The sequence below is a fragment of the Kitasatospora sp. NPDC051705 genome, assembly GCF_044453265.1.
Lineage (GTDB): Bacteria > Actinomycetota > Actinomycetes > Streptomycetales > Streptomycetaceae > Kitasatospora.
This window is the reverse complement of the sequence record NZ_JBITCO010000003.1, coordinates 60,034-86,652: the sequence shown is the minus strand read 5'-3', so window position 1 is coordinate 86,652 and position 26,619 is coordinate 60,034. Positions and strand designations below refer to the sequence as shown.

Sequence of the window (26,619 nt, the reverse complement as noted above, 5' to 3'; positions counted from 1 at the left end):
CAGCAGCGGCATAGGGGACCTGGCCACCGCCGGGGTGGCTGGGGTGACCGGCCGATGGAGGCTTTACGCACCTTGCCACGTCGGGGCCCGCGTCGGGCAAGGACGGGGGGCCACTCGGCCACATTGCGGTCAGGCCCAAAAGCCCTGACCGAGTCGCAACAGCTTACGGCCCCCCGACCATGCCCGACCCCAACCCGGCAAGGACACCGCCCAAAGCCTCCCCCAACCGGCCACGCGCACCGGCTCCCCGCCCACCGGGGCCACTCAGGCCGACTCACGGCGCACGAACGCGGCCAGGCGCAGCAGTTCCTCCAGGCGCAGCCAGCCCGCCGCCACACCCTCCAGGCGCACCACCGGCCCGCCCTGGGCGTCGGTGTCGGCGATCGCTCGCAGCTGTGACCGCTGCACGCCACCGGCCGCCAGCAGCGCGTTCAGCTCATCCGCCGCATCGCGCGCGACCCGCCACCCGGCGGCGTAGTCCACGCCCGGCAGCCACACCCACGAGTCCGGATCGAGGCCCGCCGCCAACTCCGCACCGAAGTCGTCGTCCCCGTACAACAGTCCCTCAACTCCCCTGGTCAACAACCGAACCGGCCAACCGTGCGCACACATGCCGAGGAGCCCGATACCATCGGCACCGGGTTCCGACCCACCGGACCACCCCACGGTCCCGCCAAGGTCACGGGGTGGTCCGGTACGTCTTCAGTTGTCCCTGCTCAGGTCAGGGGCCCTACTTCGCAGCCTCGCTCTCGTCGGGGTCACGGCCGAAGATCCGCCGGAACAGCTCCGCTTCGTCCAGGCCGGCCAGCGGATCATCAGCCCCCATGCGCTCCTGCCAGATCTGCCGCGCCAACTGCGCGCGGGAGGTGTCGGCGTACTGGATCTCGGCGAACCACTCCCTTACGTCGCGGTAGGCCGCACGCCGGCTCGGGGAGACGGCCCGCACCGGCCACGAGAACTGGCCACGCAGGGACCACCACCACACGACCCGGCCCCACCAGGTCCGAGGGTCGTGCCGGATCACGGGCGCACCGCCGGATCCGCCGGGTACAGCTTGATGACGTACGGCGTGACCCCGACGAACGCGAGCGCCCGCACCTGGCCGTACATCGCGAGCCGGTGCCCAATCGAGGGCACCGCCTCCGGCCCGAACAGGTCGTCGAAGTACTTCCACTGCTCCGCGTCCAGCGGCAGCGCCCGCAGCGAACCGAGCAGCGCCGTCAGCGCGTCCGACAGCTGGGAGAACCGCGCGGGCTCAGTGACCCCCCGGACCTCCACCGCCACCGGGAACGGATACGGCGCACTCAACTGGGCGGTGTGCCCGGTTCCGGTCATGACCTCGCCTTCCTACGCGCACGGCGCTTGCACGCCGGAACGGTGAGCTTGCGCTCCATCACTTCCAGCTCCACCCGGACCCGCACCGACGGCTGGCGCGTCCGCCGCACTTCCTCGAAGAACACCGTCTTGCCGCCCCGCAGCGGCTCACCCGTGTCCAGCGCCCACCTCAGGTAGCTGATGATCGGCTCGATCGCCTCGCCCAGCGTCGCCGGCTGGTCGATGGGCAACGCGCGCTCCACCGCCTCCAGCAACCTGACCAGGGACTCCACGTACAGCAGCGCGCCCCGGGCGGTGGACAGCAGCTCCGCGTGCCCCATCTCCTCCAGCGGCACCCCGTCCTTGATCTTCTCGACGGCCCAGTACGCCTCATCCACCCGCCACTGCCCGAGGCTGAACGCCAGGTGCGGGAACCGGTCGGCCGGACGGGGCCCCGCCCCGGCGCCAGGCTCCGCGGGAAGGTCCGTCACGCCGCCACCTCCCCCGCGCGGCGCGGGTGCCACCTGTGGACACCCACCGCCTGACCGTTGACGACGATGAACCGCGCCAGCGCTTTCCGCAGCCCCGCACCGCAGTAGAAGCACCGCGTCCCCGTCACTCCGGACGCCCTCCCGAACCTCATCGCGCACCACCCTCCGGGCCCACGAGAGCCCAAACGATCTTCCCAATACCTTCCGGCCGGGGGCAGCAGCCCCACTCCGCGGACAACGCCTCCACCAGGCACAACCCACGCCCCGAGTTGTCATCCGGGCCGGTCGACCGTCGGATCACCGGCTTCTCGCTGCTCGCGTCGTGTACCTCGATCCGAAGGTGGTCACAGACCAACTCGAACCGGATGGCGATACGCCGCCCCTTGGGCACGCGGGCGTGGACCACGGCGTTGGTCATCAGCTCTGACAGCACGAGCAGACCGCCGGACAGGAGCTCAGACGCTCCGGGAACGCCGATCAGGAAGTCCCGCAGCAGCAAGCGGGCCGTGTGCACCGACAGCCGATGGCGCGGAAGCGTCGCCTCGAACGCCGACATCCCAACGGCCAGCTGACCGGCCCCACTACCGACATGGGGTTCACCCGAGCTGATCACGCGCACCACCCTCCCGGTGCCCAATGGGAGGCCCGAACCTGGACGTTCCGGCCCTTGACACCAGACTGCCGAGAGGGAATGCGGACTTCGTACCCAAGCTGATTACCCAATGTGGGTAAACTCACAGGCAATCAACTTCCGTGCAGCAGCTTCGATCAACAGCGGGGGCAGAGGTGACCGAGGCGCGCGTACCGGACCGGCTCCCAGCGGTCCTGCTGTCCAACCCAGAGATGATCACCGCATGCCGAACACGTGACTTCGCCGCCGTGTTCCGACTGCTCAAACTGTCCGGGATCTACCCATCGCTCATTGCCCGTGCCTGTGACATGACGCCGAGTCGGGTCGGCGAGGTCATGGCAGGCAAGCGCAAAATCGAGAAGATCGATCTCGTCGAGCGCATCGCGGACGGACTGCACATCCCTGGCCGCATGCTCGGACTCGCTTCTCGGGCGTGGGAGCAGGAGGCGGCGCCAGCGCAGCCCCGACGCCACGCTCCGGCGCCGGCCATTCAGGGCCAGGGCCTCAACGCCCCGATCGACCCGGAGTTCTTCGTCAGCCATCTCCGCACGGTCATGCCTGGCCACTACAGGGCCGCCAACTTACTCGGCTCCCGCCACGCGCTCGACGCGGTGACCCGACACGTTGGACTGCTCGACCGTCTTCAGCAACACGCCGGCGGCCGTGTTCGAGACGAACTCCTGACGATCGGCGCCCGCACCGCCGAGTTCCTGGGCTGGCTGAACCAAGATCTCGGGGATTTCGACCAAGCTCTCTACTGGTCGGACCGCGCCATGGAATGGGCCCAAGAGAGCGGCGACGACGTCATGGCCGCTTACGTTCTCTTCCGGAAGAGCAACCAGGCCACCGCTCAGCGCAACGCTCAGAAGGCCGTCAGTCTCGCCCGAGCCGCCCAGCGATCGGCCGGGGCCACGCACCGTATCCGCGCCCTGGCCGCGCAGCAGGAGGCCCAGGGCCACGCCCTCATGAGCAACCCGCGCTTCGCCCAGGCCAAGTTCGACGAGGCTCACGAACTCGCCGCCGCGCCGGATGACTCACACGCAGACGACGCGCTTGATCTCGCATACTGCACGCCGACCTACATCGAGATGCAGCGGGCGAACTGCCTGATCGACTTCGGCGACCCGAGCACCGCCGTGGGCATGTTCGAGTCGGAACTCCGGTCGCTGCCGCCGATCTACCGCAACGACCAAGGCGTGTACCTCTCCCGACTGGCGCGCGCCTACGCAGTGTCCGGCGAGCCGGAACAGGCCGCTGCCGCAGCCGGCCGGGCCCTCTCGATCGCCATCGACACCGAATCCGCCCGAGCGATGTCCGAACTGTCCGCAGCGGGCAAGGCCCTTCAACGCTGGCACGCCGTACCCGAAGTAGCCACCTTCACCGGCCGCTTGACCCTGATGAGCACAACGCCTCCTCTCGACCGCTGACGACCTGATGAGAGAGGCTGAGCCCATGGACGCACTGATCACGGCCGCCACTTCCGCAGACGAACGCCGACGCGGCTCCAAGGTCGCCGTACTGCCAGTCGGCAGCTTCGAGCAGCACGGCGACCACTTGCCGCTCATCACGGACACGGTCGTGGCCAGCTTGATCGCCCAGCAGATCGCCGCCGACTACGACCTGTTCCTCCTGCCGCCCATCACGCTGTCCTGCTCCCACGAGCACGCGCACATGCCCGGCACCGTCAGCATCAGCGCCGCCACGCTCTACGCCGTGATCAACGACATCTGGAGGTCGCTCCAGGCATCCGGAGCCCCCGGCCTCCTGATCGTGAACGGCCACGGCGGCAACTACGTCCTCTCGAACGTCGTCCAGGAGGCCAACACCGACGGCCCGCGCGTAGCCCTCTTCCCCGTTCGGGAGGACTGGCACCAGGCCCGCGAAGCCGCCGCCCTGGAGAGCTCAGGCGCCGAGGACATGCACGGCGGCGAACTGGAGGTATCCCTGCTCCTGCACGGCGCTCCCCACCTCGTCCGCGACGGTATCGAGGGCGACGACCACGACGCCCCGGAGCGCCCCCACCTCCTCACCCTGGGCATGGCCGGCTACACCCGGAACGGCATCATCGGCCGCCCCTCGCTCGGTACAGCCGAGAAGGGCAAAGCCGTCCTTGAGAGCCTGTCCAAGTCAGCCGCCGCGCACCTGTCACTGTTCACGAAGCACCGTAGTAGCGCTACGACAGCTTGAACCGCGTTCGCACGGAATTCTAGAGGCGCTTGGCATCAGCTTTGTAAGGTCAAACCAAACAGCCCGTTGACCTATGCCAACGGGCTGTTATGGTGCAACTCAGGTCAGCCGGTGTTAATCGTCCAACCCTTGTCGTGGAGGATCTGGTAGATCGGGACATACATCATGGCGCTGAAGCACCAGGGCGCCCGGGATCCGCCATCGGAAACCGTCCGACCGTTGCAATTAACGGTGTTGTCCAGAGCGGTGAGCGAGCCGCGCGCGACAATCTTCCCGGCAGAATCGTAGGAGTAAACCGGAGCTCCACTGTCGCCGTTGACCGCGGCAATGTCATTGGGATCGGTCTGGTATGCGTGGTCGGCCACCGTACGCCAGACCATGTTGTTCCCTAGGAAGGAATAGTCGGTCTTATCAATCTTGATGCCACAGTGGGTTCCGCCATTGGCGCCCGACTGGCAGATCCAGTCACCGACGTTGTTGTGCCCCCACCCGGAAACGTATCGCGCATTGTCGTTCGACTGATTCCAGGGACCTTCATAGACAGCATTGCCTACGGCGTTCCCGGTGTTGATGCCTTCGATGTCGTCGACATCAAGCCGGTCCTGCTGCTCCGTCGATCCGACGAAATTTCCGTTGTACCAGTTGTGGAACGTGCCGTCACCGCAGTGATAAGCCGTGGTGAGGAGCGGCGTACCGTCAGAACGGGTAACACCGAATCCGCTAGAGCAGATGGTGCCACCGGGAGTCTGGAGCCCGTCCCCACCCCACCAGGGAGACGAGTCCTCTCCTCGGGTGGCATCGGTGGCGATCGGCGCGTAGTTCGCCAGCGTTTCAACGCCGGTAAGGCTGTCGGTGGCAGCCTTGACCTCGCGGGTCTTGGCATCACGCTTCACATCGCTCACCGGGGGCTGCCCCGAGAGAGTGAAGGCGCTGGCGCGATTGGCGACTGGCTCTTCGTCGTAGCCGACAACCAGGCCGCTGCCGTCAACCGCCGGCGCGATGCTCGTGATACGGGTCGGGGCCGCGGTGACACTGGATGCCAGCTGCTGGGGCTTCCCGTTCTTCAGCAGCTTGGCGCGCGCCTGATGCAGCTCGGCCTTGGTGTACTTCGCCGGAATGACCTCAGCCGTCACACCTGCGGGCAGGTTGTTCAGGACTCCCTGCACCGAATTCGGAACGGTGCCCTTCCAGTGGACTCGGATGTGGTTCGTGGCCGGGTCTACCTCAACCTCTGAGAATCCCGGTATCTTCTCCCGGTCAACAGAGGAAAGCCCGCCGGTCATCTGGTCTACGACCTTGTCCAGGACCTGCTGCTTCTTCATCAGCTCAATGACCTGCGGGCTGGCCGCAGGTGTGCCGACGACAGGCTTCTTGTCCTTACCCGAGCCTGCCGCACTCGCGGATGCGGCGAAGGCGGGTACAGCGATCGACACTGACAGCGCAACGGCTGCAGCCAATCCTACTCTGCCTCGCACCTTAAAGTTTCGAGGACTCATTCTTCCCCCCAGTAGCCGTCTTCCCTGCTCAATCTTGCAGCAGGCGACCGCATCCTAACGGATTGAAGCTGCAGTCTGCATGCCATATATTTGCCACAGAACTTCACATACTCCACACGCTGGGTCCATTTTTTAGATATCAGGAAAATGTCTAGTTTGAGGCGTTTGATCTGATATTCCCGACTGCGGCAGTGCATTGAGGGATTCAGGGTCCGTTAGTAGGCACCCCGATGACTCGCTTGACGTGGTGAGCGTCGGCCCGACAGCATTGCGGTTGATCTATGAGGAGGCGCCTTGAGGCGAGCTAACTGGATGCCGCGCCTATCGAGGCGCACACGCTTCATCGTCATAGCCGTACTGGCAGTCGTGGGCTTCGAGTTGGCCCTTGAAACGTGGTGGCTGCCCGCGAAGTGGCACACCTACGATGCCGCGGCGACGGGTCGAATGCTGGTGAGCGCGGACGGCCAGACGATCACGTTGGCCGTTGAATGGCAGTGCGAGCAGGAACCAGACCTCGTAACGCGCCAGAGCAACGACCGGGTCGAGATTCTGCTGCACCGCAAGGGCTTCAAGGGACCGACGTATCAGTGCCCCGAAGGCGGCTCTTCTCGGATCAGCACCCACCTCAGTGCACCCCTGGCATCACGGCCACTGATAGACGCGGTAACGAACCAGCCCGTTGCGTACCTCGACGGCCAAGAGCTGGCAAAGCCGACCTACCTGCCCCCCGGCTACGACCATCCCGACACGGACCCCGTGCCCTACCTCCCTGGTCTGGCCCAGCCCCCCGCCGGCGTGCCCACCTGGACCACTGGATACCAGCACGGGACAGGAGCGCAAGCAGGCTCCCGTCTGCTCATCACCCAAACCCGAGGGGACGAGACCTCAGGCCAGGGACAGGCGCAGGCCACAGTTGGCGGGCACCCTGCCACATACGTCAGCGGCTCACCGACCTCTGGGCCGCGTTCGATCATTTGGTCGGACGGAACCTATACCTACACCGTCTCCAGCGGTCGGCCAGCGTCGCTCTCCGATGAGGAGCTGCTACGAGTGGCCGAGGGCCTGCACCACTCGTGAGTCAGCGCGGTGGCCGAGCTGAAACCCACCGACCGCCGACAGCAAGGTCGACCCGATCAGCACCGCGCACGCTTGTCAGGACGAGGACCATGGCCAGCGCATACCGCACTCCACGCGAATCACGGGAGTCCGGTACCTGGGTCAGCCGCTCTAGCGGGCAAGGCACTTCCTAGCAGCCGCCCCAGGCTGCTAGGGGCGGCCGGAATCGGGGGTGATGCCTCGGCAGGCTGGAGTCTCCCTCAGGTCACGCGGCGCAGAGAACTCCATGATCTTGGAAGCCGTGCCCACCTTTTACTCATGTTGCTTCGCGCCCGCTTACGATCACCAACCGTCGCCGATAAAGTAAGGCTGGATCGATGCCCCGCACCCCAACGCCGATACGCTTGACCGCTGGCACCCTGGCCTTGACCGCTCTGCTGGCATGCGCAGCCTGTGCTGGACAGACCAATGTCACGCCGTCCGCTCCTGTGCCGACGAGTGCCGCCCCGTCTGCCGTCGCCGTAAGCCCTACGCCGAGCGTCACCGTAAGCTCTACGCCGAGCTCAGGCCGACCGGACCAGCAGCAGCTGGACACGGCCGCGGACGCGGTCTCACACCTCAGTAGCTCCTACCAGGATGTCTTCACAGGCCTGGTGGTGGATGTTCCGGATGGTTGCGTCATCGTCTACCGGAAGCCGGGCGGTGGCAGCTTCGACGCCGCCCTCGCTCACCTGGGTCTGAGCGTGCGTATCGACCTGCGCGATGCTCCGCGCTCGATCAGCGAGCTGGCCGCCACCCGCACCCAGGTCACGGCACTGATAGGGCACACGAGCGACTACAGCATCGTCATGGTGGGCGACGGCTCGGAGGTGAGCTTCGCCCACGGCGTGGTGGAGGTCGGCGTCAGCGGAAATCTGTCCAGCGCCCAGGCAGACCTGCGTAGCCGCTTCGGCGACCGGGTCACTGTCTCAGCCGCCCAACCGCCCGCCGGCTGAGCGGACTCTCCGCCCCCCATGCTCGACTCATGATCACAAACCGGACGCCGTCCGACTAGGCCGAAGCCCTGACCGCCCCCTGGCTCCTACCAGGGGGCGGCGTGCTATCCGAGTCCAGTCGTCACGTCGATCACCCGCATGTCGCCCATGCTGGCTAGCTCCGACGGGCAGCAGAGTTGACGACGATCGCGCACTGCCAGGCCGTGAGGGGCTCATACCCACTCGATCGAGGACTCGATGCCCGGGGCACTCCGGGCGGCGGGCAGAGGGGTTCTCTGGCCGCCTTGCCGGGCCTTCCTGGAGTGGGCGGGCCCGTCCGGGGCGCGCATCATGCCGAGCGCGCCCAGGACGAGCTCCCGCTCACCCTCCGGAAGGCTGTGAAGTAAGTCACACAGCTCGTCCACCGTGTCACCCATGCTGCGGGCTATTTCTGCTGCTCAGCGGCGTTGACGACCGTCAGCGGGAGCAGCTTCTTGCCCGTCGGGCCGATTTGTATAGCCGTCTGCATCTGGGGGCACACGCCGCAGTCGAAGCACGGGGTCCAGCGGCAGTCGTCGACCTCGACCTCCTCCAGGGCGTCCTGCCAGTCCTCCCACAGCCAGTCCTTGTCGAGGCCGCTGTCCAGGTGGTCCCAGGGCAGCACCTCCTCGTAGGTCCGCTCGCGGGTGGTGTACCAGTCGACGTCGACGCCGGTGCCGGCCAGGCCCTTCTCGGCGCAGGCGATCCAGCGGTCGTAGGAGAAGTGCTCGCGCCAGCCGTCGAAGCGGCCGCCGTCCTCGTAGACCGCGCGGATGACGCCGCCGACCCGGCGGTCGCCGCGGGAGAGCAGGCCCTCGATGATGCCCGGCTTGCCGTCGTGGTAGCGGTAGCCGATGTTCTTGCCGTACTTGCGGTCACCGCGGATCGAGTCGCGCAGCTTGGCCAGGCGGGCGTCGGTGTCCTCGGCGGACAGCTGCGGGGCCCACTGGAACGGGGTGTGCGGCTTGGGCACGAACCCGCCGATGGAGACGGTGCAGCGGATGTCGTTCTGGCCGGTGACCTCGCGGCCCTTCTGGATGACGTTCTTCGCCATCTCGCCGATCTGGAGCACGTCCTCGTCGGTCTCGGTGGGCAGGCCGCACATGAAGTACAGCTTCACCTGGCGCCACCCGTTGCCGTAGGCGGTGGCGACGGTGCGGATCAGGTCCTCCTCCGACACCATCTTGTTGATCACCTTGCGCATGCGCTCGCTGCCGCCCTCGGGGGCGAAGGTGAGGCCCGAACGGCGACCGTTGCGGGACAGCTCGTTGGCGAGGTCGATGTTGAAGGCGTCGACGCGGGTGGACGGCAGCGACAGGCCGATCTTGTCGTCGGTGTAGCGGTCGGCCAGGCCCTTGGCGATGTCGCCGATCTCGGTGTGGTCGGCGCTGGACAGCGACAGCAGGCCGACCTCCTCGAAGCCGGTCGCCTTGAGCCCGCGCTCGACCATCTCGCCGATGCCGGTGATGCTTCGCTCCCGCACGGGGCGCGTGATCATGCCGGCCTGGCAGAAGCGGCAGCCGCGGGTGCAGCCGCGGAAGATCTCCACGGACATCCGCTCGTGGACGGTCTCGGCGAGCGGGACGAGCGGCTGCTTCGGGTAGGGCCACTCGTCGAGGTCCATCACGGTGTGCTTGGACACCCGCCACGGCACGCCCGGGGCGTTCGGCACGACGCGGCCGATCCGGCCGTCGGCCAGGTACTCCACGTCGTAGAACCGCGGCACGTAGACCGCACCGGTGCGGGCCAGGCGCAGCAGCACCTCGTCGCGCCCGCCGGGGCGGCCCTCGGCCTTCCAGGCGCGCACGATGTCGGTGATGTCGAGCACGGCCTGCTCGCCGTCGCCGACGACCGCGCAGTCGATGAAGTCCGCGATCGGCTCGGGGTTGAAGGCCGCGTGGCCGCCCGCCAGGACGATCGGGTCCTCGTCGGTGCGGTCCCTGGACTCCAGCGGGATGCCGGCCAGGTCGAGCGCGGTCAGCATGTTGGTGTAGCCGAGCTCGGTGGAGAACGACAGCCCGAAGACGTCGAAGGCCTTGACCGGGCGGTGCGCGTCCACGGTGAACTGCGGGACCCGGTGCTCGCGCATCAGCGCCTCGAGGTCGGGCCACACGCTGTAGGTGCGCTCGGCGAGCACGCCCTCGCGCTCGTTGAGCACCTCGTAGAGGATCATGACGCCCTGGTTGGGCAGGCCGACCTCGTAGGCGTCGGGGTACATCAGCGCCCAGCGGACGTCGCAGGCGTCCCAGTCCTTGACGGTCGAGTTCAGCTCGCCGCCGACGTACTGGATCGGCTTCTGGACGTGCGGGAGGAGGGCCTCCAGGCGTGGGAAGACCGATTCGACAGTCATGTACTAGGAACCCTTACGACGTGATTCGGTGCCGCGCGCATCGACAGGCGACGGCTGGGAGGGGTGACCCTCAAGGGTAGCCCAATCCGGGGAACGGCCTTCCGGCCGCACACCGCGCCCCGCTCCCGCCCCGCTCCCGCGCCGGAGCCCCACCCGCGCTCCGGCGCGACCCTCCCCGCGGGCGCCCGCCCCCGGCACGCGCAGTGCGCGCCCGCCGGCCCGCGCCGTCCGCCGTTGACATGTCCGGAGCGCCCGTGCGGTACTGACAGGGCGCCGTCAGAGACCTCTGCACCCCTTCCGGACAGGGGAGTTGGGCCGTACGCTCAGGCCCTCGCCGACTCCCTCACCCCGGCGACCCGTTCCCGGCCCGCAGCGCCCCCGTCCCCGGCTGCGCAGGCCGCGTCCGGCGGTGCGGCCCGCTCCCCGGCGGCCCGGCGACCGGGGCCCGCGGGTGCACCGGAAGGACGCCCAAGGAGAACCATGACCGACACCGACCGGCGGATCCGTCCCTCCCGGCCCCTCGACACCCGGCCGGCCCGCTACCCCACCGCGGCACAGACGGAGGCCGCGGCACGGCGGCTCGCGCTGCGCCACCCCGAGCGGTGCCGGCTGCGCGAGGCGGGCCGCTCCCGGGCCGGGCGCCCGCTGCTGCTGCTCTCCGTCGACCGGGGGCCGCGCGCGGTCCTGGTGGTCGGCGGGCCGCACCCGAACGAGCCGGTGGGGACGGCCAGCGCGCTGCGGCTGGCCGGGCTGCTGCTGGACCGCCCGGCCCGGCCGGGGGTCTCCTGGCACCTGCTGCTCTGCCTGGACCCGGACGGCGCCGCGCTCAACGCGGGCTGGCTGGACGGCCCGCTCACCATGGACCGGCACTACGAGCACTTCTTCCGCCCCTCCTTCACCGAGCAGCCCGAACTGCTGCCGGCCCCCGGCTCCGGCCTCCCGCCGATGCCGGAGAGCCTGGTGCTGACCGGCCTGATCGACGAGCTGCGCCCGTTCCTGCAGTGCTCGCTGCACGGCGTGGACTTCGGTGGTGCCTTCGTCCAACTGACGGCTCCGGTGCCGGGGTTGCCCGAGCAGTTCGCCTGCTCGGTGCGCCGCGCGGGCATCCCGCCGGACGTCGACTCCTTCGACGCGATCGGCTGGGCCAGCCCCTCGCCGGGCACCTACCTGATGCCCTCGGCCGACGGCGCCGACCGATCCAGGGCGCTGCCGGACCGCCCGGAGCTGTCCACCTGGTCCTACGCCGGGCGCCACGGCGGGGTGACGGCCGTGCTGGAGGTGCCGATGTGGGCCGTCGAGGCGGTCGCCGACGGCCGACCGCACCCGGCGGTGGAGCGGACGGTCGGCGACGCGGCCCGCACGCTGCGCGAGCGCGCCGAGGAGCTGTCCGGCCTGCTGGCGCTGGTGCCCCCGCACACCCGGGCGGCGCACGGCGAGCTGGTGCGCGCGGCGGAGTTCACCCTGGAGGTCTGCCCGGCGGTGGCGGACGAGTGGGTGGCGCGCTGGTGCGCGGAGCCGCTCACGGTGTCCCGGGTGACGGCGGCCGGGATCGTGGCGGCCCGGATCCCGCTGCGGGTGGCGTCGATGCTGCTGCGGTTGCTGGCGGACACCGGCGGTCCGGCGGTGGAGGCGGCCCGGGTCCGCGCCGGGGCGGTGGCCGCCGAGAGCCTGGACCGGCTGCGGGCCGGGTTCGGCGCGCAGTGGGTGCCGGTGCGCACGCAGGTCGCCCACCAGACCAGGACGGTGCTGGCGGCCGCCGACTGCCTGCTCTGACCGCGCCCGCCCGGCCGCCGGCCCCCGTGGGGGCGCACGACCGGGCGGGAACGCCGAGGGCCGGCCCGGGAGGACTCCCGGACCGGCCCCGGTGAACGGGCCGGCCGCGCCGGCGGGCCGACGTGCCGGTCAGGCCGCTATCGGCCGCTGGCTGCGCACCGCCTGCAACAGCCCGACCGCGAGCCAGACCGCGAACATCGACGACCCGCCGTAGGAGACGAAGGGCAGCGGGATGCCGGCCACCGGCATGATGCCCAGGCACATCCCGATGTTCTCGAAGGCCTGGAAGGAGAACCAGGCGATGATCCCGGCCGCCACGATCGTCCCGTACAGGTCGGTCGCCTGGCGGGCGATCCGGCAGGCCCGCCACAGCACCACGCCGACCAGCACGATGATCGCCAGCGCGCCGACGAAGCCGAGCTCCTCGCCGGCCACCGTGAACACGAAGTCGGTCTGCTGCTCCGGAACGAACTGCCCGGTGGTCTGCGTCCCGTGGAAGAGCCCCTTGCCGGTCAGGCCGCCCGAGCCGATCGCGATCCTGGCCTGCGCGGTGTTGTAGCCCACGCCGGACGGGTCCAGCTGCGGGTTGGCGAAGGCGGCGAAGCGGTCGATCTGGTACTTGCTGAGCACGCCGAGCTTCCAGATGGCCACGCAGCCGCCCGCGCCGGCCAGGAGCAGCCCGAGCACCCAGCGGTTGGCGGCGCCCGAGCCGAGCAGGATGCCCAGCACGATCGCGGCCATCACCATCACCGAGCCGGCGTCCGGCATCAGCAGCACTATGCACATCGGCAGGCAGGCCCAGACCAGGCCGCGGAACACCGCCCGGTGCGAGGGGTACTCCCGCTCCCCGGCGTCCACCTGGTCCGACAGCACGACCGCCATCGCGAGCACGATCGCCAGCTTCGCGAACTCGGCGGGCTGGATCGAGAAGCCGCCGCCCAGCTGGATCCAGGAGTGCGCTCCGTTGATGGTCGAGCCGAGCGGGCTGAGCGTGGCGAGCAGCATGAGGATCACGCCGACGTACAGGAACGGCACCAGCGTGCGGAAGCGCCGACTCCCTATGCCTATCACCACCGCGCACAGGACCAGCCCGACCACCAGGTTGGTGAGGTGCCGGTACAGGAAGTACTGCGGGTCGCCGTGGGTGAGCGAGTCGCGTCCGCGGGTGGCGGACCAGACCAGCAGCGAGCTGCCGAGCGAGAGGGCCAGCGCGGCCAGCAGCAGTATCCAGTCCAGCCGCCAGAGCGGGGAGTCCTTGGCGAGGGCCTTGGAGACCCCGCTGCGCTGCGGGGCCAGCCGCAGCTGCCGGTACGAGCCGTAGGAGGTCATGCCCGCCCCCTTCCCGGGCCGCGGTTCGGTTCGAGTGCGGCGCCGGCCGCGGTGCCGAGGACGGGCCGGTCGGCCGGCTGCGGCGGGTCGAGGAAGGCCGGGGCCGCGGCCGGCAGGTCCTGCACGGCCGACAGGGTCAGCGGCGCGGGAGCGGCCTGCGCGGCGCCCGGCAGGGCCGGGTCGGCGGCGGTGCCGCGCGCGGGGTCGGCGGTGACGGTGTACGCGGCGGGCTTGATGACGGCGGTGCCGTCCGGGTTGAACTTCGGCAGCTCGGTCTGCGGCGCGGGCAGCAGCGCCTTGCCGTTGTCGATGTTGCCCTTGTCGTCGACGCCGTAGAGGGCCTGGTAGATCCGTCGGATCGCGTCACCCGAGCCGCCGGAGCCCGTGCCGCCCTGGCTTATCGTCATGACGACCGCGTAGTCCTTGCTGTACGTGGTCAGCCAGGAGGTGGTCTGCTTGCCCTCGACCTCGGCGGTGCCGGTCTTGGCGTGCAGCTCGATCTTGTTCTGCGGCCAGCCGGCCCCGGCGAACTTCCAGGCCGCGGTGCCGCTGGTGATGACGCCCGCGGTGGCCTGGTCGATGTAGCTCAGCAGCTTCTGGTCGCCGGGGAACTTGGCGTCCTCGTGCGGGGCGATCTCGCGGACGAGATCCCCGCTCGGGCTTATCACGGCCTTGGCGACGGTCGGCCGGTAGAAGGTGCCGCCGTTGGCCAGCGCCGAGTAGATCCGGGCCATCTGGACCGGGGTGACGAGCGTGTCGCCCTGGCCGATCGCGAAGTTGACGGCGTCACCGGCGCGCATCTGGTAGCCGTCGACGCAGTTCTCCCGGGCGATCTGGTCGGAGAAGCTGGTGCCGCCCTTCTCCGCCTGCTTGCACCAGGCGTCCTTGTTGTTGTCGAAGAAGGACTGCTTCCACTGCCGGTCCGGCACCCGTCCGGTGACCTCGCTGGGCAGGTCGATGCCGGTCTTGGCGCCGAGGCCGAACTGGTGGGCGGTCTTGAAGAACCAGTCGCCCGGGTCCTTCTTCGGCTTGATGCCGCCGTCCTTCATCCACTGGTCGTAGGCGAGGCCGTAGAAGACGGTGTCGCAGGAGACCTCCAGGGCCTTCTCCAGGGAGATCGCGCCGAAGTTCTCGCTCTCGAAGTTCTTGAACTCGCGGCCGCCGATGGTCATGCTCTTCGGGCAGTCGTACCGGCCGTCGAGCGAGTAGCCGGCCTGCACGGCGGCGGTGGTGGAGATGACCTTGAAGGTCGAGCCGGGGGCGGACTGACCCTGTATGGCCCGGTTCAGCAGCGGGAAGTTGGAGTCCTTGCTGGTCAGCGACTGGTAGTCCTTGCCGGTGATGCCGCCGACCCAGAGGTTGGGGTCGTAGGTCGGTGCGCTGGCCATCGCGACGATCCGCCCGGTGTGCACGTCCATCACGACGGCGGCGCCGGAGTCGGCCTCGTAGTTGCGGTTGGTGACCTTGTCGAAGGTCTTCCGGGCGTCGGCCATCGCCTGGGCCAGGTTGTCCTCGACCACCTTCTGCACCCGGGCGTCGATGCTGGTGACCAGGTTGTTGCCGGTCTGCGGGGCCGCGGTGCCGGCGGTGCCGATGACCCGGCCGAGGTTGTCCACCTCGAGCTGGGTGATGCCGGCGGTGCCGCGCAGGTCGCGGTCGTAGACCGACTCCAGGCCGGCCCGGCCGATCTGGTCGGCCGGCAGGTAGCGGTCCAGGCCGGTCTTGTCGGCGGTCTTGCTGACCTCCTCGTCGGTGACCGGCGAGAGGTAGCCCAGCACCTGGGCCATGTTGGCGCCCTCGGCACCGGTGTAGCGGCGCACGGCGGTGGGCTGCGCGGTGATCCCGGGGAAGTCCTCGCGGCGCTCCATTATCTGCATCGCCTGCTGGGTGGTCGCCTCCTTGGTGACCGGGATCGGCTGGTAGGGCGAGCCGTTCCAGCAGGGCTGCGGGGTCTTGGCGTCGCAGAGCCGGACCTTCTCCTGCACGTCCTTGGCGGGCATGCCCAGCACCTCGGCGAGCCGGGTGAGCACGGCCTTGCCGCCGTCCTTCTGCTGCAGCAGCGAGGTGCGGCTGACGGAGACCACCAGCCGGGTCTCGTTGCCGGCCAGGATCCGCCCGGAGGCGTCCAGGATCTCGCCGCGGACGGCCGGTTCGACGACCTCGCGGATGTGGTTGCCGGTCGCCTTGGCGGTGTAGACGCTGGCGTTGCGGATCTGCAGGTACCAGAGCCGTCCGCCGAGGGTGGCGAGCAGCGACAGCACCAGGATCTGCAGCACCACCAGACGGATCGTCACCCGCCGGGTACGGCCGGTCTCGGGGATGTTGCTCACGTCTCGTGCGCTCCTGGGTGCGGGAAGTCGGGAGGTCGGGGGCCGGGGCGGGGCCGGTTACGGGCGCTTGGCGAAGCCGGGCACGCGGCGCTTCTTGTAGGACGGGCCGGTCGAGACCTCGCGCGTGGTGCGGTAGCGGGCCAGCGTGCCCAGGCCGGGGCCGCCCTCGTCGTCGCCGCTGGCGGCGGTCACCGGGTCGCGCCCGAAGCGGCGGCCGACGAGCATGACCAGCGGCACCACGAAGGGCGCCAGCAGCAGGTCGTACAGCAGGGCGCTGATCACCAGGCCGCCGAGGCCGACGTGCCGGGCGGCGGTGTCGCCGACGAGGGCGCCGACCATCGCGTAGAGCAGGGTGGAGGCGACCGCCGCGGCGGCCACCACCAGCAGCGCGCTGGAGACGGACCGCTGGCGGCCGTGCTCCGGGCGCAGCAGCCCGGCGGCGTAGCCCATCAGGCAGAGCACCAGGGCGTAGCGGCCGATCGCGTGGTCGGAGGGCGGGGCGAGGTCGGCCAGCAGGCCGGCCGAGAAGCCGACCAGGCAGCCGCCGGACGGCCCGTAGACCATGGCGAGGCCGACCACGACGAGCAGCAGTATGTCCGGGGTGGCCCCCGGCAGCTGGAGCCGCCCGAAGACGCTGACCTGCAGGATCAGGCCGAGCAGGATCAGGACGGCGGAGACGGGGATGCGGGCGAGGCGCATGGCTCAGTTCCCCCCAGTGGGCTTGGCGGGCGGGGCGGCGGAGGCGGCCGGGGCCTGTCCCTGGGCGGGTGCGGCGGCCGGGCTCTGGGCCTGGGCCGGCGGCAGGACGCCGTCGCGCGGGTCGGTGCGCGGCGGTACGACCACCACGCCGACCAGGTCCAGCCGGGTGAACTGGACGAAGGGCTCGACCATGATGGTCTTGGTCAGCTGGCCCGGGGTGGCCTCGACTTCGACCACCTTGCCGACCGGCACGCCGGGCACGAAGGGGCGGCCGCTCTGCGAGCCGAAGGTGACCAGCCGGTCGCCGTTCTTGACCTGGGCCTTGCCGTTGAGCAGCGAGACCTTCATCGGGCTGGTGCCGCCGCCGGAGGCGAAGCCGATCTCGCCGCTGCCCTCCAGCCGGGTGCCGGCCGAGAAGCCGGGGTCGGAGGCGAGCAGCACGGTGGCGGTGGTCGGGGCGACGGTGGTGATCCGGCCGACCAGGCCCTGTCCGTTGATGACGGTCATGTCGCGGGCGAGTCCGTCGTCGCTGCCGGCGTCGATGGTGATGGTCCAGGAGAAGCCCTGGGCCGGGCCGATCGCGATGACCTGGGCGGCCTTGACGGTGTAGCCGCCGGTACCGGCGGTGCGCAGCAGGTCGTCGAGCTGCTTGGTGCGCCCGGTGGCCATGTCGGAGGAGGCCAGCTTCTGCCGCAGTTCGGTGTTCTCGCGGGCGAGCTGGTCGGTGCGGCCGCTGTCGGTGGCGGCGTCGCGGAAGGCGCGGACGGTGTCGGCGACGGGGTCGACGACGGTGGCGGCGCCCCGTTCGACCGGGCCGAGGACGCTGGCGGCGGCGTGCCGGGCGCCGCCGAGCGGGGAGTCCTCACCGCCCTTGATGTCCACGGTGATGAGTGCGAAGGCGACCGCCACCAGCAGGATGAGCAGCAGCCGGCTCTCTCGTGTGTCCCTCACGGTGCTGGTACTGCCCCTTCGTACCTGGCCGGCCGCCCGGGCTGTGGGGCTCGGGCGGCGGCCCGTTCAGTTGAGTGTCGGATGTCTCGTCGGTGCTAACGGCGCGGCTGGGCGTCCAGTACCTGCTGGAGCGCCTCGAACTCCTCGACGCACTTGCCGGAGCCGAGCGCGACGGAGTCGAGCGGGTTCTCGGCGATGTGGATCGGCATGCCGGTCTCGCGGCGCAGCCGCTCGTCGAGGCCGCGCAGCAGGGCGCCGCCGCCGGTGAGCACGATGCCGCGGTCCATGACGTCGCCGGCCAGCTCGGGCGGGCACTGGTCGAGGGTGGTCTTCACCGCGTCGATGATCGAGTTGACCGGTTCGTCGATGGCCTCGCGGACCTCGGCGGCGGAGATGACCACGGTCTTGGGCAGGCCGCTGACGAGGTCGCGGCCGCGGATCTCGGCGTGCTCGTCCTTCTCGCCCTCCAGGCCGAAGGCGCTGCCGATGCTCATCTTGATCTGCTCGGCGCTGCGCTCGCCGAGGAGCAGCGAGTACTCCTTCTTGATGTGCTGGACGATCGCGTTGTCCAGTTCGTCGCCGGCGACCCGGATGGACTGGGCGGTGACGATGCCGCCGAGGGAGATGACGGCGACCTCGGTGGTGCCGCCGCCGATGTCGACGACCATGTTGCCGGTGGCCTCGTGGACGGGCAGGCCTGCGCCGATGGCGGCGGCCATCGGTTCCTCGATGATGTGGACCTGGCGGGCGCCGGCCTGGGAGGAGGCCTCGATGACGGCGCGGCGCTCGACGCCGGTGATGCCGGAGGGGACGCAGACCACGACCCGCGGGCGGGCGAGGTAGCGGCGGCGGTGGATCTTGAGGATGAAGTAGCGGAGCATCCGCTCGGTGATCTCGAAGTCGGCGATCACGCCGTCCTTGAGCGGGCGGATGGCGACGATGTTGCCCGGGGTGCGGCCGATCATCTTCTTGGCCTCGGCGCCGACCGCGAGGATGCCGCCGGTGTTGGTGTTCACCGCGACGACGGACGGCTCGTTGAGGACGATCCCCTTGCCCCGGACGTACACCAGCGTGTTGGCAGTTCCAAGGTCGATCGCCAAGTCGCGGCCGATGAACGACAGGTTGCTCGCCATGGGGTGAGGTGCCTTCCCGGGCTCGGAGTTCATGGGGGGTGGACGAGAGCGCGCGCCCGCACGGGGGCGGAGACCAGCTGAGCTGCCTTACCGGGCCCTTGAGTCGCGTCCATCGTAGTCACGCCGCGCGGTACGGACGTCGACGTGGGGCATACCGTCCATTGTCCGGAGCGTGATCGCTTCTCCGAGCATTGGGACGCCGTGTCGGCGCCCCTGGTTGCTTATTTCACGATAAGAATGCCCCGGCCGGGCCAATGGTCCCGACCGGGGCAGCCCCGAGGTCCCCGGGCGTGTCGCCCGGACCGGCTCAGGCGTGGGCCGGGAAGAAGATCTTGATCTCGCGCTCGGCCGACTCCGGGGAGTCCGAGGCGTGGATCAGGTTCTCGCGGGTGATCGTCGCGTAGTCGCCGCGGATGGTACCGGCGCCGGCCTCCAGCGGGTTGGTCGCACCGGCCAGCATCCGGATGCCCTTCACGACCTCCTCGCCCTCGACGATCAGGGCGATCGACGGGCCGGAGGTCATGAACTCCAGCAGCGGCTCGTAGAACGGGCGCCCGACGTGCTCCTCGTAGTGCTGCTCCAGCGTCGCCCGGTCGAAGGTGCGCAGCTCGGCCGCGGTGAGCCGCCAGCCGGCCTTGCGCTCGATGCGGCTGATGATCTCGCCGGCCAGGCCGCGGCGGACGGCGTCGGGCTTGAGCAGGACCAGAGTGCGCTGGGACACGGTGCGTCTCCTGGGGATTCGGTTCGGCGGAAGTCGGTTCGACGAGCGGGGGCCGACACGCCAGAGGTTACCTTGCGTGAGCGGCGGGTCCGCCCGCTGGTCCGGACCTTCAGACGCCGGCGACGGCCGCCTCCGCGGCCGCGCGGGCGGCCTTGAACGCGTCCACCTTGCGGCCGTAGTGCACCGAGCACCACCACAGGCCGGCGAAGACCAGGCCGAGCACGAACATCGTCGGCAGGACGAGGCCGCTGGCGACCAGTCCGATCTGGAGCGCCCAGCCGATCTGGACCGCACCGGGCCGGTTGATCATGCCGCAGAGCAGCACGCACAGCGCCATCGCGATGCCGCTGACGATCCACACGGTGGCGGTGGAGACGTCGGAGAGCTGCATCGCGACCAGCGCGGCGAACATGATCAGCAGCGCCTCGCCGATCAGCGTCGAGGAACAGAGCGTCCTCATGTCACTTCCTCCCGAGCAGCAGGCGGGCCTCGCCCACCGTGATGACCGAACCGGTGACCAGCACCCCGGCACCGCCGAGGTCGCCCTCCTCCTCGGCGAGGGTGACGGCGGCGGCGATGGCGTCGTCGAGCCGCGGCTCGACCTGGACGCGGTCCTCGCCGAAGACCTCGACGGCGAGGGCGGCCAGCGCGTCGACGTCCATCGCGCGGTGGGTGGAGTTCTGGGTGATGACGACCTCGGCGAGGATCGGCTCGAAGGCCTCCAGCACGCCGGCCACGTCCTTGTCGCCGGAGGTGCCGATCACGCCGACGAGCCGGGTGAAGCCGAAGGACTCGCCGAGGGCGGCGACGGTGGCGCGGGCGCCGTGCGGGTTGTGCGCGGCGTCCAGGATGATCGTGGGGCTGCGCCGGACGACCTCCAGGCGGCCCGGCGAGGAGACGCCGGAGAAGCCCTGGCGGATCTTGTCGGGGTCGAGCTGCCCGCCGCGGGCGCCGCCGACGCCGAAGAAGGCCTCGACCGCCGCCAGCGCCAGCGCCGCGTTGTGCGCCTGGTGCTCGCCGTGCAGCGGGATGAAGACGTCCTCGTACTCCTCGCCGCCGAGCCCACGCAGCGTCACCAGCTGCCCGCCGATGGCGAGCTCACGGCGGATCACGCCGAACTCCATGCCCTCGCGGGCGACGGTGGCGTCCACCTCGACGGCGCGCCGCAGGATGTTCTGGGCGGCGTCCAGCTGCTGCTGGGCGACGACGGCGACGGCCCCCGACTTGATGATCCCGGACTTCTCGACCGCGATCTCGCCGGTGGTCCCGCCGAGCTTGTCGGTGTGGTCCAGCCCGATCGGGGTGATCACGGCGACGGCGGAGTCGATGACGTTGGTGGCGTCCCAGGAGCCGCCCATGCCGACCTCGACCACGGCGACGTCCACCGGGGCGTCGGCGAAGGCGGCGTAGGCCATGCCGGTCAGCACCTCGAAGAAGGACATCGGCACGGGCTGCTGGGCGTCGACCATCTGCACGTAGGGCTCGATGTCGCGGTAGACCTCGACGAAACGCTCGGGGGTGATCGGGGCGCCGTCGAGACTGATCCGCTCGGTGACGGTCTCCACGTGCGGGCTGGTGTAGCGGCCGGTGCGCAGCTCGAAGGTGTTGAGCAGCTGCTCGATCATCCGGGCGGTGGAGGTCTTGCCGTTGGTGCCGGTGATGTGGATGGAGGGGAAGGACCGCTGGGGCTGGCCCAGGATGTCCATCAGCGCCTCGATCCGGTCGAGCGAGGGCTCCAGCTTGTTCTCCGGCCAGCGCTTGGAGAGCTCCACCTCGACGTCGCGCAGGGCGTCGCCGGTGTCGCCGTCGGCGGGGCGGAGGGTGTACGGGTTCGGGTCGGCCTTGTCGCTCACGACCACAGTCTACGGAGCGGTGGCGGGCGGTCCTCACGGGGTGAGAACGGCCACTTTGGGCGGTGTTTCCAGTTTGCCCCCTTTACTATTGATTTGGCGATTTGATCCGCAACGAAGCATCGATTCGCACCCCGAGGAGTCACTCCGCCTTTGATTCACGAGGAGAACCGCGCCATGCCCGACGCCCTGCACGACTGGATCGTGCTCCGCCAGGACTCCGTGGTCTGGTTAGCCGGACTCGTCTCGCTGGCCCTCGTCGGCTACATGGCCTTCGTCTTCGCGCGCTTCCTCGTGTACTGGGCCGGCTCCCGGCACGCCTTCCGGCACGACCGGCCCGCCGAGCCCGGCGACCCCGCGGCCTTCCAGTGGCACCTGGTGATCCCCTGCCGCGACGAGGAGGCCGTGGTCGCCCAGACCCTGGCCGGACTGCGCGAGAGCGCACCCGAGGCCCACCTCTGGGTGATCGACGACGACAGCGAGGACGCCACCCGCGAGCTGGTGCTCGCCGCCGCGGCCCACGACGACCGCGTCCACCTCGTCCAGCGCCGCCGCCCGCACGCCCGGATCGGCAAGGGCGCCGCCCTCAACGCCGCCTACCGCGAGATCTCCGCCCGGCTCCCCGCCTCGGCCGACCGCTCGCGCGTGGTGATCGGCGTCGTCGACGCCGACGGGCGGCTCGACCCCGGCACCCTCGCCCGGGTCTGCAACGCCAAGGCGCTCGGCCGCCCCGACACCGGCGCCGTCCAGATCGGCGTGCGCATGCGCAACGCCGACGACGAACTCCCGCTGCCCGGCCGCGGCCGCGCCGCCAACGCGCTCGCCCGCGCCCTGGTCCGGATGCAGGACGTCGAGTTCCAGGCCAACAACGCCGGCATGCAGCTGCTGCGCCGCCGCACCGGCAGCGTCGGCCTCGGCGGCAACGGCCAGTTCGTCCGCCTCACCGCCCTCGACGCGCTCACCGCCGAGGAGGGCCGGGCCGGCCGCCCCTGGCCCGAGCGCGCCCTGCTGGAGGACTACGAGTCCGGCCTCGACCTCCGGCTGGCCGGCTGGCGGCTCACCCACGTCACCGAGACCCAGGTCTCCCAGGAGGGCCTGGTCTCGCTGCGCCGCTTCCTCACCCAGCGCACCCGCTGGGCCCAGGGCAACATGCAGTGCCTGCGGTACACCGGCCGGGTGCTGCGCTCCCCCCACTACACCCCGGCCGGCAAGGCCGAGGTGCTGTACACCTTCCTGCAGCCGGTGGTCTGCGTGCTGCTCGTCCTGCTGACCCCGCTCTCGCTCGCGATCACGGCGGCCGGACTGGTGCTCTTCCCCGCGGAGACCGCCGACTTCCAGCTCCGGTTCGGGCCGTACATGCTGCTGGCCTTCGTGATCGCCACCCTGCCGATGGTCTTCTGGGGCTTCGCCTACCGCCGGCTCGTCCACCCCGACCGCAGCCGGCTCACCGGGCTGCTCTGGGGCGTCCTGGTCTGGCTGTACGCCTACCACCTGTTCGTCGTCGCCACCCGGGCCGCCGTCCGGATCGCGCTCGGCCGCAACGGCTGGGCCAAGACCCGGCGCAACGCCGAGAAGGTCGCCCTCGGCGCCCCCACCGCACTCGAGTCCTGAGCCGGCCCCACCGCCCCGGCCCCCGCCAGGCCCCCCGAGCCCCCGACCCCCGCGGAGCCCTCCCCCATGAGCACCTGTCTTCCCCCCGCCAGCGTCGCCGTCGTCCTCGGCACCCGCCCCGAGCTGGTCAAGCTCGCCCCGCTGATCCACGAGCTGGGCGACGCGACCCGCCTGGTGCACACCGGCCAGCACTGGGACGAGGCCATGTCCGGCCGCTTCCTGCGCGACCTGGACCTGCCCCGTCCGGAGCTGCTGACCGGCGTCGGCGGCCGCCCGCGGGCGGGCCAGATCGCCCAGTCCCTCGGCCAGCTGGACGCCGCCTTCGCCGAGGACCGACCCGCCGCCGTGGTCGTCCAGGGCGACACCAACGCCACCCTCGCCGGGGCGCTGGCGGCCAACGCCCGCGGGATCCCGCTGGTGCACGTCGAGGCCGGGCTGCGCAGCTTCGACCGGGCGATGCCCGAGGAGCACAACCGGGTGATGGTCGACCACGTCGCCGACCTGCTCTGTGCCGCCACCGGGGACAACGTCGCCAACCTGCGCGCCGAGTCGCTCGCCGAGGAGCGGATCGCCCTCACCGGCAACACCGTCGTCGAGGTGGTCCGCCGCCAGCTGCCGGACGGCGCCACCCGCGCCGCACTGCTCGCCGCCCACGGGCTGCGGCCGGACGCCTACGTGCTGGCCACCGTGCACCGCCCGGAGAACACCGACACCGCCGGGGCGCTCGGCGCCGTGCTGGCCGAGCTGGACCGGATCGCCCGGGCCGGCACCCCGGTGCTGTTCCCGATGCACCCGCGCACCCGGGCCGCCGTCGAACGCTTCGGCCTGGAGCGGCTGCTGGACCGGCTCGCCGTCACCGGGCCGGTCCGCTACGCCGACTTCCTCGGCCTGGCGCGCCACGCCGCGCTGCTCGTCTCCGACTCCGGCGGCGTGCAGGAGGAGTGCACCGTCCTCGGCCGCCCGCTGCTCGTGGTGCGCCGCTCGACCGAGCGCCCGGAGGCGGTCGCGGCGGGCTTCGCCGCGCTGGTGGGCCCCGGCGAGGAGCTCGGCGAGCTGGCCCGGGCCTGGCTGGCCGACACCCCCGAACGGCTCGCCCGGCTCGCGGCCACCCCGAGCCCGTACGGCGACGGCCTCGCGTCGGCCCGGATCGCCGCGCTGACCGCCGCCGCCGCCGAGTCGGCCGACGACGCGGTACAGCTGGCGGCCGCGTAGCGCCCTCTTGACAGCCGGATTGGTCTACTCCACCTTGTGAGGCAAGTCTCCTTCCCCGACAGGGACTTGAGTTGTCGGTAGCTCCCACACGCGCACCATCGACACCCCGGACGGCATCCCACCCCCACCACCGGGACGCCGCCGGGCCTCCCCCACCGGAGATGGAGTCATGCCACCTTTCCGACACCGGCGCCCACGCGCCGGCCGCTCCCTGCTCGCCGGGGCCTGCGCCATGGCCCTGGGCCTGACCGGGCTCCTCCTCGCCACCGGCCCCGGCGCCCGCGCCGCCGACCCCGACCTGATCACCAACGGCGGCTTCGAGACCGGCACCCCGGCCGGCTGGACCTGCGGCAGCGGCGCCGTCCAGAGCACCACCGTGCACTCCGGCCGCTACGCCCTGCAGTCCACCCCCGGGGCGGGCGACACCGGCGAGTGCACCCAGACCGTCGCCGTGAAGCCCTCCTCGACGTACACCCTCGCCTCCTGGGTCCAGGGCTCGTACGTCTACCTGGGCGCCCGCGGCACCGGCGGCACCGACCCCAGCACCTGGACCACCTCGGCGGGCTGGGGCCGGCTCAGCACCGGCTTCACCACCGGCCCGAGCACCACCAGCGTCACCGTCTACCTGCACGGCTGGTACGGGCAGCCCGCCTTCCTGGCCGACGACGTGTCACTCATCGGCCCCGGCAGGCCGCAGCCCTCGCAGAGCCCGACCACCACCACGTCCCCCAGCCCGACCGCGACCGGCAGCCCCTCCCCCACCGGCACCGTCAGTGGCAGCCCCACCGCGACCGCCACCGGCAGCCCGACCGCGACCTCGACCGGCCGGCCCCCCGGCCTGCCCAAGCACATCCTCACCGGCTACTGGCAGAACTTCGACAACGGCGCCACCGTCCAGCGGATCAGCGACGTCCCGGCGGCCTACGACGTCATCGCGGTCTCCTTCGCGGACGCCACCGCCACCCGGGGCGGCCTGAGCTTCACCCTCGACCCCGCGCTCTCCACCCGCCTCGGCGGCTACACCGACGCCCAGTTCAAGGCCGACATCGCGGCCAAGCGGGCGGCCGGCAAGCGCGTGGTGCTCTCGGTCGGCGGGCAGAACGGCACCGTGTGGGTGGGCGACGCGGCCTCCGCCGCGACCTTCACCAGCACCGCCTGGGCGCTGATGCAGTCCTACGGCTTCGACGGGATCGACATCGACCTGGAGAACGGGGTCAACGCCGCCTACCTGGGCCAGGCACTGCACGCCCTGGCGGCGAAGGCCGGCACCGGATTCGTCCTCACCATGGCTCCGCAGACGATCGACATGCAGTCGACCGGCACGGAGTACTTCAAGCTGGCGCTGAACGTGAAGGACGTCCTCACCATCGTCAACATGCAGTACTACAACTCCGGCGCGATGAACGGCTGCGACGGGAACGTCTACTCGCAGGGCACCGAGAACTTCCTCACCGCCCTGGCCTGCATCCAGCTCAAGGGCGGGCTGCGGCCCGACCAGGTCGGGATCGGGGTGCCCGCGTCCACCAGCGCGGCGGGCGGCGGGTACGTCGCCGCGAGCACCGTCGCCAACGCCCTGGACTGCCTGGCGGCCGGCACCGCCTGCGGCAGCTACCGGCCGGACACCACCTGGCCCGGCATCGGCGGGGCGATGACCTGGTCCACCAACTGGGACGCCCGGGCGGGCAACCCGGTCGCCACCACCATCGGCGCGCACCTGCACGCCATGCCCTGACGGCGGCGGGCCCGGGGCGGGGCCCTCAGACCCCGGCCCGGGCCTCCGGGACGTGCACCGCGCCCCCGTGACGGCGGCGCAGCTCGGCCGTGATCTCGGCCAGTTCGCCCTCGGGCAGCAGCGGCAGCATCATCGCCACGCCCTGCAGCAGACCGCCGAGCAGGAAGGTGGTGTCGGCCGTCGAGGCGACCAGCCCGCGCACCTCCGCCACCTCGCCGGCCGCCACCGCCTCGATCAGCCGGGCCGCGTCCGCGCTCTCCTCGTCCACCGCGACGGCACCGCTGTCGGCCGGGGCGCGCCGGGCCATCGCCCGCAGCACCCGGTCGCCGACCTCGGGGGCGTACGCCTTGCGGACGGCCTCGGCGGCGATCCAGGCGAGCAGGGTGGTCACCTCGCGCCCGGCGTGCTCGGCGAACAGCTGGTCCAGCTCGCGGTCGAAAGCGAGCTGGTTGCCGTGCCGGAAGGCGAGCAGCAGGGTCGCCGCCCTGACCTTGGCCTCCTCGACCGCCTCGGCAGGCAGTTCGTCGGCCAACTCCTCGGTCACCACCACGCCATGCCCTCCCGTCCGTCCGTTCAGCAGAAACGCTCCGCACAAACGCTCAGCGGAAACTCCGAGCACACCGTACACATCCGACCTGCAAACTTCCGCGAACCCGCGCGGGCAAGACCGGAATGAATTCGCTCGGAATAAGACCTCACCCGGTCCAGGATGAATATTCGCCGGAAGGGAGCAATGTTGC

24 protein-coding genes are annotated in these 26,619 nt (G+C 70.7%); 8 read left to right on the top strand and 16 right to left on the bottom strand.

Annotation, left to right across the window (positions count from 1 at the left end):
• Positions 1–264 precede the first annotated feature (264 nt).
• The 5 genes from ACIA8Q_RS05265 to ACIA8Q_RS05245 all read right to left on the bottom strand — a co-directional run bounded on the left by ACIA8Q_RS05265 (position 265) and on the right by ACIA8Q_RS05245 (position 2,424).
• On the bottom strand, positions 265–558 hold the full coding sequence (locus tag ACIA8Q_RS05265; protein WP_360211532.1) for a hypothetical protein: 294 nt from the start codon (positions 556–558) through the stop codon (positions 265–267).
• A 172-nt stretch (positions 559–730) separates the two neighbouring features.
• Positions 731–985, bottom strand: coding sequence for a hypothetical protein (locus tag ACIA8Q_RS05260; RefSeq protein WP_396316785.1), 255 nt, complete (start codon positions 983–985; stop codon positions 731–733).
• A 35-nt stretch (positions 986–1,020) separates the two neighbouring features.
• Positions 1,021–1,335 carry a hypothetical protein gene (locus ACIA8Q_RS05255; RefSeq protein ID WP_360211536.1) on the bottom strand — a complete coding sequence of 105 codons (315 nt, stop codon included), beginning with the start codon at positions 1,333–1,335 and terminating at the stop codon, positions 1,021–1,023.
• Positions 1,332–1,805 carry a hypothetical protein gene (locus tag ACIA8Q_RS05250; RefSeq protein WP_360211538.1) on the bottom strand — a complete coding sequence of 158 codons (474 nt, stop codon included), beginning with the start codon at positions 1,803–1,805 and terminating at the stop codon, positions 1,332–1,334. The genes ACIA8Q_RS05255 and ACIA8Q_RS05250 overlap by 4 nt, the downstream gene beginning before the upstream one ends.
• Positions 1,806–1,953: 148 nt before the next feature.
• Positions 1,954–2,424: an ATP-binding protein gene (locus ACIA8Q_RS05245; RefSeq protein WP_360211540.1), complete on the bottom strand. Its 471-nt coding sequence runs from the start codon at positions 2,422–2,424 to the stop codon at positions 1,954–1,956.
• A 134-nt stretch (positions 2,425–2,558) separates the two neighbouring features.
• Here ACIA8Q_RS05245 and ACIA8Q_RS05240 point away from each other — a divergent pair, with 134 nt between their 5' ends.
• Complete coding sequence (locus tag ACIA8Q_RS05240; RefSeq protein ID WP_396316784.1) at positions 2,559–3,863, top strand: hypothetical protein; 1,305 nt, start codon at positions 2,559–2,561, stop codon at positions 3,861–3,863.
• Positions 3,864–3,870: 7 nt separating this feature from the next.
• Positions 3,871–4,623: a creatininase family protein gene (locus ACIA8Q_RS05235; protein ID WP_396316783.1), complete on the top strand. Its 753-nt coding sequence runs from the start codon at positions 3,871–3,873 to the stop codon at positions 4,621–4,623.
• 104 nt (positions 4,624–4,727) lie between these two features.
• On the opposite strand, the gene ACIA8Q_RS05230 is transcribed toward ACIA8Q_RS05235, so the two are convergent.
• The gene (locus ACIA8Q_RS05230; protein WP_360211546.1) at positions 4,728–6,080 is read right to left on the bottom strand and encodes a hypothetical protein; all 1,353 of its coding nucleotides are present in this window, start codon (positions 6,078–6,080) and stop codon (positions 4,728–4,730) included.
• 405 nt (positions 6,081–6,485) lie between these two features.
• Here ACIA8Q_RS05230 and ACIA8Q_RS05225 point away from each other — a divergent pair, with 405 nt between their 5' ends.
• Both ACIA8Q_RS05225 and ACIA8Q_RS05220 read left to right on the top strand, forming a co-directional pair.
• Positions 6,486–7,196, top strand: coding sequence for a hypothetical protein (locus ACIA8Q_RS05225; RefSeq protein ID WP_360211548.1), 711 nt, complete (start codon positions 6,486–6,488; stop codon positions 7,194–7,196).
• 632 nt (positions 7,197–7,828) lie between these two features.
• Positions 7,829–8,170 (top strand): hypothetical protein, encoded by a 342-nt coding sequence (locus ACIA8Q_RS05220; RefSeq protein ID WP_360211550.1) that lies wholly within the window; start codon positions 7,829–7,831, stop codon positions 8,168–8,170.
• 424 nt (positions 8,171–8,594) lie between these two features.
• On the opposite strand, the gene ACIA8Q_RS05215 is transcribed toward ACIA8Q_RS05220, so the two are convergent.
• Positions 8,595–10,538 carry a TIGR03960 family B12-binding radical SAM protein gene (locus ACIA8Q_RS05215; RefSeq protein ID WP_360211552.1) on the bottom strand — a complete coding sequence of 648 codons (1,944 nt, stop codon included), beginning with the start codon at positions 10,536–10,538 and terminating at the stop codon, positions 8,595–8,597.
• A gap of 480 nt (positions 10,539–11,018) precedes the next feature.
• On the opposite strand from ACIA8Q_RS05215, the gene ACIA8Q_RS05210 reads away from it, so the two are divergent.
• Positions 11,019–12,311 carry a M14 family zinc carboxypeptidase gene (locus tag ACIA8Q_RS05210; RefSeq protein ID WP_387897602.1) on the top strand — a complete coding sequence of 431 codons (1,293 nt, stop codon included), beginning with the start codon at positions 11,019–11,021 and terminating at the stop codon, positions 12,309–12,311.
• A gap of 129 nt (positions 12,312–12,440) precedes the next feature.
• Here ACIA8Q_RS05210 and rodA read toward each other — a convergent pair whose 3' ends face one another.
• The 8 genes from rodA to ACIA8Q_RS05170 form a co-directional block, all read right to left on the bottom strand.
• A complete protein-coding gene (gene rodA, locus ACIA8Q_RS05205) occupies positions 12,441–13,640 on the bottom strand; it encodes a rod shape-determining protein RodA (protein WP_360211556.1) in 1,200 nt (399 codons plus the stop codon).
• Complete coding sequence (gene mrdA, locus ACIA8Q_RS05200) at positions 13,637–15,970, bottom strand: penicillin-binding protein 2 (RefSeq protein ID WP_360211558.1); 2,334 nt, start codon at positions 15,968–15,970, stop codon at positions 13,637–13,639. Before mrdA ends, rodA begins: the two co-directional genes overlap by 4 nt.
• Positions 15,971–16,027: 57 nt before the next feature.
• The gene (mreD, locus tag ACIA8Q_RS05195) at positions 16,028–16,669 is read right to left on the bottom strand and encodes a rod shape-determining protein MreD (protein WP_360211560.1); all 642 of its coding nucleotides are present in this window, start codon (positions 16,667–16,669) and stop codon (positions 16,028–16,030) included.
• A gap of 3 nt (positions 16,670–16,672) precedes the next feature.
• Positions 16,673–17,620 (bottom strand): rod shape-determining protein MreC, encoded by a 948-nt coding sequence (gene mreC / locus ACIA8Q_RS05190; RefSeq protein ID WP_360211562.1) that lies wholly within the window; start codon positions 17,618–17,620, stop codon positions 16,673–16,675.
• Positions 17,621–17,715: 95 nt separating this feature from the next.
• The gene (locus tag ACIA8Q_RS05185) at positions 17,716–18,741 is read right to left on the bottom strand and encodes a rod shape-determining protein (RefSeq protein WP_030256393.1); all 1,026 of its coding nucleotides are present in this window, start codon (positions 18,739–18,741) and stop codon (positions 17,716–17,718) included.
• 319 nt (positions 18,742–19,060) lie between these two features.
• Complete coding sequence (gene ndk / locus ACIA8Q_RS05180; protein ID WP_360211564.1) at positions 19,061–19,474, bottom strand: nucleoside-diphosphate kinase; 414 nt, start codon at positions 19,472–19,474, stop codon at positions 19,061–19,063.
• A 109-nt stretch (positions 19,475–19,583) separates the two neighbouring features.
• On the bottom strand, positions 19,584–19,934 hold the full coding sequence (locus ACIA8Q_RS05175) for a DUF4233 domain-containing protein (RefSeq protein WP_360211566.1): 351 nt from the start codon (positions 19,932–19,934) through the stop codon (positions 19,584–19,586).
• Position 19,935: 1 nt separating this feature from the next.
• Positions 19,936–21,327, bottom strand: a complete 1,392-nt coding sequence (locus ACIA8Q_RS05170) for a folylpolyglutamate synthase/dihydrofolate synthase family protein (RefSeq protein ID WP_360211568.1) — start codon at positions 21,325–21,327, stop codon at positions 19,936–19,938.
• A gap of 174 nt (positions 21,328–21,501) precedes the next feature.
• Between ACIA8Q_RS05170 and ACIA8Q_RS05165 the strand changes: the two genes are divergently transcribed.
• From ACIA8Q_RS05165 to ACIA8Q_RS05155, 3 genes are all read left to right on the top strand, one after another.
• Entirely contained in the window at positions 21,502–22,935 is a 1,434-nt protein-coding gene (locus tag ACIA8Q_RS05165) for a glycosyltransferase family 2 protein (protein ID WP_360211570.1), read from the top strand.
• 66 nt (positions 22,936–23,001) lie between these two features.
• A complete protein-coding gene (gene wecB, locus ACIA8Q_RS05160; protein WP_360211572.1) occupies positions 23,002–24,147 on the top strand; it encodes a non-hydrolyzing UDP-N-acetylglucosamine 2-epimerase in 1,146 nt (381 codons plus the stop codon).
• Positions 24,148–24,316: 169 nt separating this feature from the next.
• On the top strand, positions 24,317–25,879 hold the full coding sequence (locus tag ACIA8Q_RS05155; RefSeq protein ID WP_360211574.1) for a glycosyl hydrolase family 18 protein: 1,563 nt from the start codon (positions 24,317–24,319) through the stop codon (positions 25,877–25,879).
• 25 nt (positions 25,880–25,904) lie between these two features.
• On the opposite strand, the gene ACIA8Q_RS05150 is transcribed toward ACIA8Q_RS05155, so the two are convergent.
• On the bottom strand, positions 25,905–26,429 hold the full coding sequence (locus ACIA8Q_RS05150; protein WP_360211576.1) for a hypothetical protein: 525 nt from the start codon (positions 26,427–26,429) through the stop codon (positions 25,905–25,907).
• Between the last annotated feature and the right edge of the window lie 190 nt (positions 26,430–26,619).

Coding starts and splice junctions, on each gene's coding strand:
- ACIA8Q_RS05210 (WP_387897602.1), top strand. CDS start 11,019: ATGACCGACACCGACCGGCGGATCCGTCCCTCCCGGCCCCTCGACACC.
- rodA (WP_360211556.1), bottom strand. CDS start 13,640: ATGACCTCCTACGGCTCGTACCGGCAGCTGCGGCTGGCCCCGCAGCGC.
- ACIA8Q_RS05215 (WP_360211552.1), bottom strand. CDS start 10,538: ATGACTGTCGAATCGGTCTTCCCACGCCTGGAGGCCCTCCTCCCGCAC.
- ACIA8Q_RS05235 (WP_396316783.1), top strand. CDS start 3,871: ATGAGAGAGGCTGAGCCCATGGACGCACTGATCACGGCCGCCACTTCC.
- ACIA8Q_RS05255 (WP_360211536.1), bottom strand. CDS start 1,335: ATGACCGGAACCGGGCACACCGCCCAGTTGAGTGCGCCGTATCCGTTC.
- ACIA8Q_RS05165 (WP_360211570.1), top strand. CDS start 21,502: ATGCCCGACGCCCTGCACGACTGGATCGTGCTCCGCCAGGACTCCGTG.
- wecB (WP_360211572.1), top strand. CDS start 23,002: ATGAGCACCTGTCTTCCCCCCGCCAGCGTCGCCGTCGTCCTCGGCACC.
- ACIA8Q_RS05175 (WP_360211566.1), bottom strand. CDS start 19,934: ATGAGGACGCTCTGTTCCTCGACGCTGATCGGCGAGGCGCTGCTGATC.
- mreD (WP_360211560.1), bottom strand. CDS start 16,669: ATGCGCCTCGCCCGCATCCCCGTCTCCGCCGTCCTGATCCTGCTCGGC.
- ACIA8Q_RS05155 (WP_360211574.1), top strand. CDS start 24,317: ATGCCACCTTTCCGACACCGGCGCCCACGCGCCGGCCGCTCCCTGCTC.